The organism is Bacteroides intestinalis, assembly GCF_003464595.1.
Lineage (GTDB): Bacteria > Bacteroidota > Bacteroidia > Bacteroidales > Bacteroidaceae > Bacteroides > Bacteroides intestinalis_A.
In genome coordinates, this window is sequence record NZ_QRZF01000051.1 from 1 (window position 1) to 4147 (window position 4147).

Sequence of the window (4147 nt, forward strand, 5' to 3'; positions counted from 1 at the left end):
CCCGGCTGAAACACTCCGGGTAATCTTGTCAAATCAGAGGAACGATTTCCATTTCTACACCAAGTTCTTTCATCTGCTGTTGTATTTCCTCGCTGCTTAGTTTCTCTCTCGCCAGTGCAAGCCCATGAAAGGCGTCCCAGCCTGCCGGCTTCGAAACGATACTACCGTTTAGGACGGCATGGGTGATTTCGCCGCCGGACTTCGCACCCTTGTTCAGTATGAAGAAGAACCGGGGTTCTTCGTGTTCCGTTGTTCCCATAATTCGTAAAGTTAGATGTTTATTTATTCCCCTTTTGTTCCCTTGCCTGCTCTTGGTAGTATTCATAATACTGCTTGTAGTTGTCCCGGTCTTTGGCTGCATCCGTCCAAAGATAGCACATGAAACAAGCGAACAATAGGGAGATAACAGCACAAAGGATTGAGTAGAACGAAATTCGTTTGTCCACATAACCGCCGTTTTTCATTCTGTACCCCTGCCGTTCAAAGTCCGCCAACACGTTTTTTAGGCGATTTTCGGCACTTTCAAGGCTTTTCCCGTCTATTTGTACCTTTCGGGCTGTTGCGTCCTCTATGCGCTTCGTATAGACTTCAACACGCTTTAGTTCTTGATACACCAGTTCTACCGCAAGCTGCGGGTTTACCCTTGGCGTTGTATCTTTTCTTTTCCGGGGGCTGTACTGTCCCTGCTTAACGTTGGAAGCTGCCGCTTCCGGGTGTGAGTTTGTTTCCATGAGATATGTTCATTGAGTTGCACTTCAGTTTGCTTTGTGTCCGCTCGATATGGGCGAGAGTGTAGCCTTTCCCTATCTCGCTTGCCTTATACTCCGTACCGCTTCGGGCTGTGACATAGTAGCCGTTAAGTTTCCCGGTGCTTGCCCTGGCTTCCCGGACTTTAAAACCTCTCTTACCAAGTTCTTCCTTGAATTTGGTAAAGTCAAAGCCCTGCATCTTCTTCAATACGCCGTCCATGGCTTCCTTGATTTCCGCTTTGTTGACTTTGCCAATGTCCTGCGACTGTACAAAGTTCCGTTCCTTGGCTATGGCATTGGCGGCTTCCGTTGCCTTTTTCCCTATCCAGTTGTCCCGGTACAGTTCCCCGGAAAGGGAAACCCGGTTTGCCAGTATGTGCAGGTGGGCTTGCTCTTTCTTGCTCTCCGTACCGCTGTGCCGGATGATGATGTACTGGTGGTTCGCCAACCCCATGCGCTGCATGAAGTCGTTACCAAGTTCCGCCCAGTCCGCATCCGTAAAGGTGGCGCTTTCCTCTATCGAGGGGCTGACCTCGAAACGTAGGCAGTTGTTTTTTACGTTCGGAAAATCAATGTGATACGGTTTCATTTCCTGCACCATTTCCGCACCAGTACACCCATAAAGTTCATGCCGGGCTATCTCGGTGGCTACTGCCTGCCCGTTTATCTCTTTGGCGAGGTCGTACTCCAATGCCGCCACACCATGTGATATGCTTTTCCCTTTCCCTATCATCGTGAGAGTATTTTTTTGAGCTCTGTAATTAGTGCCCGGTTCTCCTCGAACACTTCCCGGTACTGGCGACCACCGAAGTAGTTGTTCAGCCGTTGGAGCGTTCCTTTCAACTGGGCTATGTCCCGGAGAAGCTGCCGTTCCTCCTCGGTGTACCTCTCCCTTGGGCGCCCCCCAAGGGACAAACTCCGGCAGTATTCCGATACGCTTAGACTGCACCGGGCTGCCTGCTCCGCAAGTGCGTCCTTTTCAAGTTCGGTACACCGGAATGTAATCTTTTCGTTCCGTCTTAGTTCCATGCCACAAAGGTAATCTTAAAATCTTTTTGAGCAAAGCGAGAAAAGCAAGAATTGTCCGACAAGGACACTTCTTGCTATATATACACATGCCGCATGGGAATACATCCACGCCAACCGCCCAGCAAAAAGCCCCGGCGTGTTAGAAAATCCCCCACAGCCTAACAAATTCTACCCCATTTCTACCCAAGGGGATTACACGCCGCAGAAGTCATCCGGGAACATGTCTTCCAGTTCGTCCAAATCAATGGTTTCTTCTTCGGACACCTCCACCCATTCAATGTTTTCTTTCCCTCTTATCGCACATGAGTACATCTCGGCGGCGGCAAGAGAAGAGAACACCTCGTGCATAGGCTCGCCGTTCTCTAACCAGTAAACACAATATTCGACCATAACAGTTTTATCATTTATCGTTGTAATGCCCCTCTACCTCCAAGATGTAGACTTCTACCACTTCCTCGTAAATGTCATAGATTATCCGGTCATGGGCGGTAATGTGTCGAGACCATGTAATATCCCCACCGCCCCTTAACGCTTCGGGATGCCCAAGCCCAGTCTTAGGGTGCTCTAACAATTCTTTGTAGATTTTCTTATACTTCTTGAACAAATTGGGGTTTGATTTCTTCCATTTGGCAATCACCTTATCCACCCCGTCGGAAACCCTAATTGTGTACATCATAGACTATCGAAATAAGCGTCAATATCCTCACTGCTTTTGAGGGTAACACACTTTCCGGATTTGATTTCTTCCCTTGCCTTGTCAATCCTTGCTTGCAGCTCCGGGGTTATCATCAAATCTTCACGACCAACTTTTACCAAAGCGTAAATCTCGTTTTTCCTGCGAATTAGTACCTGCTCGCCATTGTCAGCTTTGGTGAAAGACGCTGCGAGGTTGTTACGGTATTCTCTTACTGATAATGCTTCCATATCTGTTTGCTTTTAAATTCAGCACAAAGATAGCTATATTTCAATAAAATACAAACATTTTGTACACAAACGTGTACACGCCATAAAAACCCGTTTCCAATCCTACCGCCCGTTGGTTGGTTTTGCTTTGCTCTTTTTCCCTATCGTTTTTCTTTTTCCGACAGTAAATCAACCACTTAGCTCTATAAATTCCCCTTGTCTGTTATAAGCATCGTCTGTAATATGCTCTATCACTTCTTCGCAAACGCCCATAAATAAAGGGATTAGAACATGTGTTTCCCCACACTTTGGGAGTTTAGTCCCCACACTTTGGGAGTTTAAAAGTAAATTAGTCCCCACACTTTGGGAGTTTTACCCCTCTTTTTTTGTTTTAATGTGGGGATTGTGTATATTTGCAGCAAATCAATCGTTTATGAAAAAGAAACTACCTATTACCAAGAATAAAGATGTTGTTGTTTCATGGGTATATACATGGTCAAAACAGCAAGACATGTCCATACACGAACAAAGAATAGTTCTTCGCATACTGGAAGCGTGCCAAGCTGAACTAAAGGGAGTAAAACTGAAAGATTATGCAGGCACGAAACGCAAGTTTGAGCATGGACTTTGGGATGTTGATGCACAAATGCATGTATCTGACGTTATTTTTTCCGGACGTGATTACAATGAAATCATAGCCGCACTCGATTCTTTGGCAGGACGTTTTTTTACTTACGAAGATGACGAGGAATGGTGGAAGTGCGGATTTATATCTAACCCAAAATATAAAAAACGCACTGGCATTATAACCTTTCGTGTGTCTAACGACCTTTGGGATGTGTTTACCAAGTTCGCCAAGGGGTACAGAGAATTTGAGTTAAACAAGGCTCTTGCGCTACCTACTGGGTATTCCCTTAGGTTTTACATGTTAATGAGTGGGCAGGTGTACCCTTTGGATATATCCCTTGAAAACTTGAAAGACCGTCTTGGCATACCTGCGGACAAATACAAGGACAAGAACGGAAAAGACAGAATAGATCATTTTGAGGAAAGAGTTTTGAAACCAGCAAAGGCTGCGCTTGATGAGAGCTGCCCATACACTTTCAACTACGTGAAAGTGCGTGAAAACCCAAACAACAAACGTAGCAAGGTGACCGGGTTTAGGTTCTACCCGGTCTATCAACCACAGTTCAGAGATGAAGAACTGGAAGGGAAAGAATTGCAAGCAAAGGTTACAGCACGATATCAGATAGACAGCCATGTGTACGAGTACCTCCGTTATTCCTGCGGCTTCACATCGGAAGAGATAAACCGGAACAAAGAGACATTCATAACGGCACAAGAAAAGATAACCGACCTTATCGGAGAACTGGCTCTCCTAAACGGAAAATCACGAGAAAAGAACAATCCGAAAGGGTGGATTATAAACGCCCTTAAAGGGAAAATCAAGGATAAGTAACAAGATT

At 45.8% G+C, this 4147-nt stretch carries 8 protein-coding genes; 1 reads left to right on the forward strand and 7 read right to left on the reverse strand.

The annotated features are described in order from the left end of the window. Nucleotides 1–28 precede the first annotated feature (28 nt). From DWW10_RS25680 to DWW10_RS25710, 7 genes are all read right to left on the reverse strand, one after another. On the reverse strand, nucleotides 29–259 hold the full coding sequence (locus DWW10_RS25680) for a hypothetical protein (protein WP_004295510.1): 231 nt from the start codon (nucleotides 257–259) through the stop codon (nucleotides 29–31). A 19-nt stretch (nucleotides 260–278) separates the two neighbouring features. Further along, nucleotides 279–731, reverse strand: coding sequence for a mobilization protein MbpC (mbpC, locus tag DWW10_RS25685; RefSeq protein WP_004295511.1), 453 nt, complete (start codon nucleotides 729–731; stop codon nucleotides 279–281). Then, entirely contained in the window at nucleotides 688–1482 is a 795-nt protein-coding gene (mbpB, locus tag DWW10_RS25690; protein WP_007560590.1) for a mobilization protein MbpB, read from the reverse strand. Before mbpB ends, mbpC begins: the two co-directional genes overlap by 44 nt. After that, entirely contained in the window at nucleotides 1479–1778 is a 300-nt protein-coding gene (mbpA, locus tag DWW10_RS26640; protein ID WP_004327437.1) for a mobilization protein MbpA, read from the reverse strand. Before mbpA ends, mbpB begins: the two co-directional genes overlap by 4 nt. A 192-nt stretch (nucleotides 1779–1970) precedes the next feature. After that, nucleotides 1971–2168, reverse strand: a complete 198-nt coding sequence (locus tag DWW10_RS25700; protein ID WP_004295503.1) for a hypothetical protein — start codon at nucleotides 2166–2168, stop codon at nucleotides 1971–1973. A 10-nt stretch (nucleotides 2169–2178) separates the two neighbouring features. Beyond that, nucleotides 2179–2454, reverse strand: a complete 276-nt coding sequence (locus tag DWW10_RS25705; RefSeq protein WP_004327436.1) for a type II toxin-antitoxin system YoeB family toxin — start codon at nucleotides 2452–2454, stop codon at nucleotides 2179–2181. Next, on the reverse strand, nucleotides 2451–2702 hold the full coding sequence (locus DWW10_RS25710) for a hypothetical protein (RefSeq protein ID WP_004295507.1): 252 nt from the start codon (nucleotides 2700–2702) through the stop codon (nucleotides 2451–2453). The genes DWW10_RS25705 and DWW10_RS25710 overlap by 4 nt, the downstream gene beginning before the upstream one ends. Before the next feature lie 412 nt (nucleotides 2703–3114). Here DWW10_RS25710 and DWW10_RS25715 point away from each other — a divergent pair, with 412 nt between their 5' ends. Continuing rightward, nucleotides 3115–4140 (forward strand): replication initiation protein, encoded by a 1026-nt coding sequence (locus DWW10_RS25715; RefSeq protein ID WP_004295509.1) that lies wholly within the window; start codon nucleotides 3115–3117, stop codon nucleotides 4138–4140. The last annotated feature ends 7 nt before the right edge of the window (nucleotides 4141–4147 follow it).

Excerpts from the sequence above, each read along its gene's own strand:
- DWW10_RS25705 (WP_004327436.1), bottom strand. The coding sequence starts at position 2,454 with ATGATGTACACAATTAGGGTTTCCGACGGGGTGGATAAGGTGATTGCC.
- DWW10_RS25715 (WP_004295509.1), top strand. The coding sequence starts at position 3,115 with ATGAAAAAGAAACTACCTATTACCAAGAATAAAGATGTTGTTGTTTCA.
- mbpC (WP_004295511.1), bottom strand. The coding sequence starts at position 731 with ATGGAAACAAACTCACACCCGGAAGCGGCAGCTTCCAACGTTAAGCAG.
- DWW10_RS25680 (WP_004295510.1), bottom strand. The coding sequence starts at position 259 with ATGGGAACAACGGAACACGAAGAACCCCGGTTCTTCTTCATACTGAAC.
- DWW10_RS25700 (WP_004295503.1), bottom strand. The coding sequence starts at position 2,168 with ATGGTCGAATATTGTGTTTACTGGTTAGAGAACGGCGAGCCTATGCAC.
- mbpB (WP_007560590.1), bottom strand. The coding sequence starts at position 1,482 with ATGATAGGGAAAGGGAAAAGCATATCACATGGTGTGGCGGCATTGGAG.
- DWW10_RS25710 (WP_004295507.1), bottom strand. The coding sequence starts at position 2,702 with ATGGAAGCATTATCAGTAAGAGAATACCGTAACAACCTCGCAGCGTCT.
- mbpA (WP_004327437.1), bottom strand. The coding sequence starts at position 1,778 with ATGGAACTAAGACGGAACGAAAAGATTACATTCCGGTGTACCGAACTT.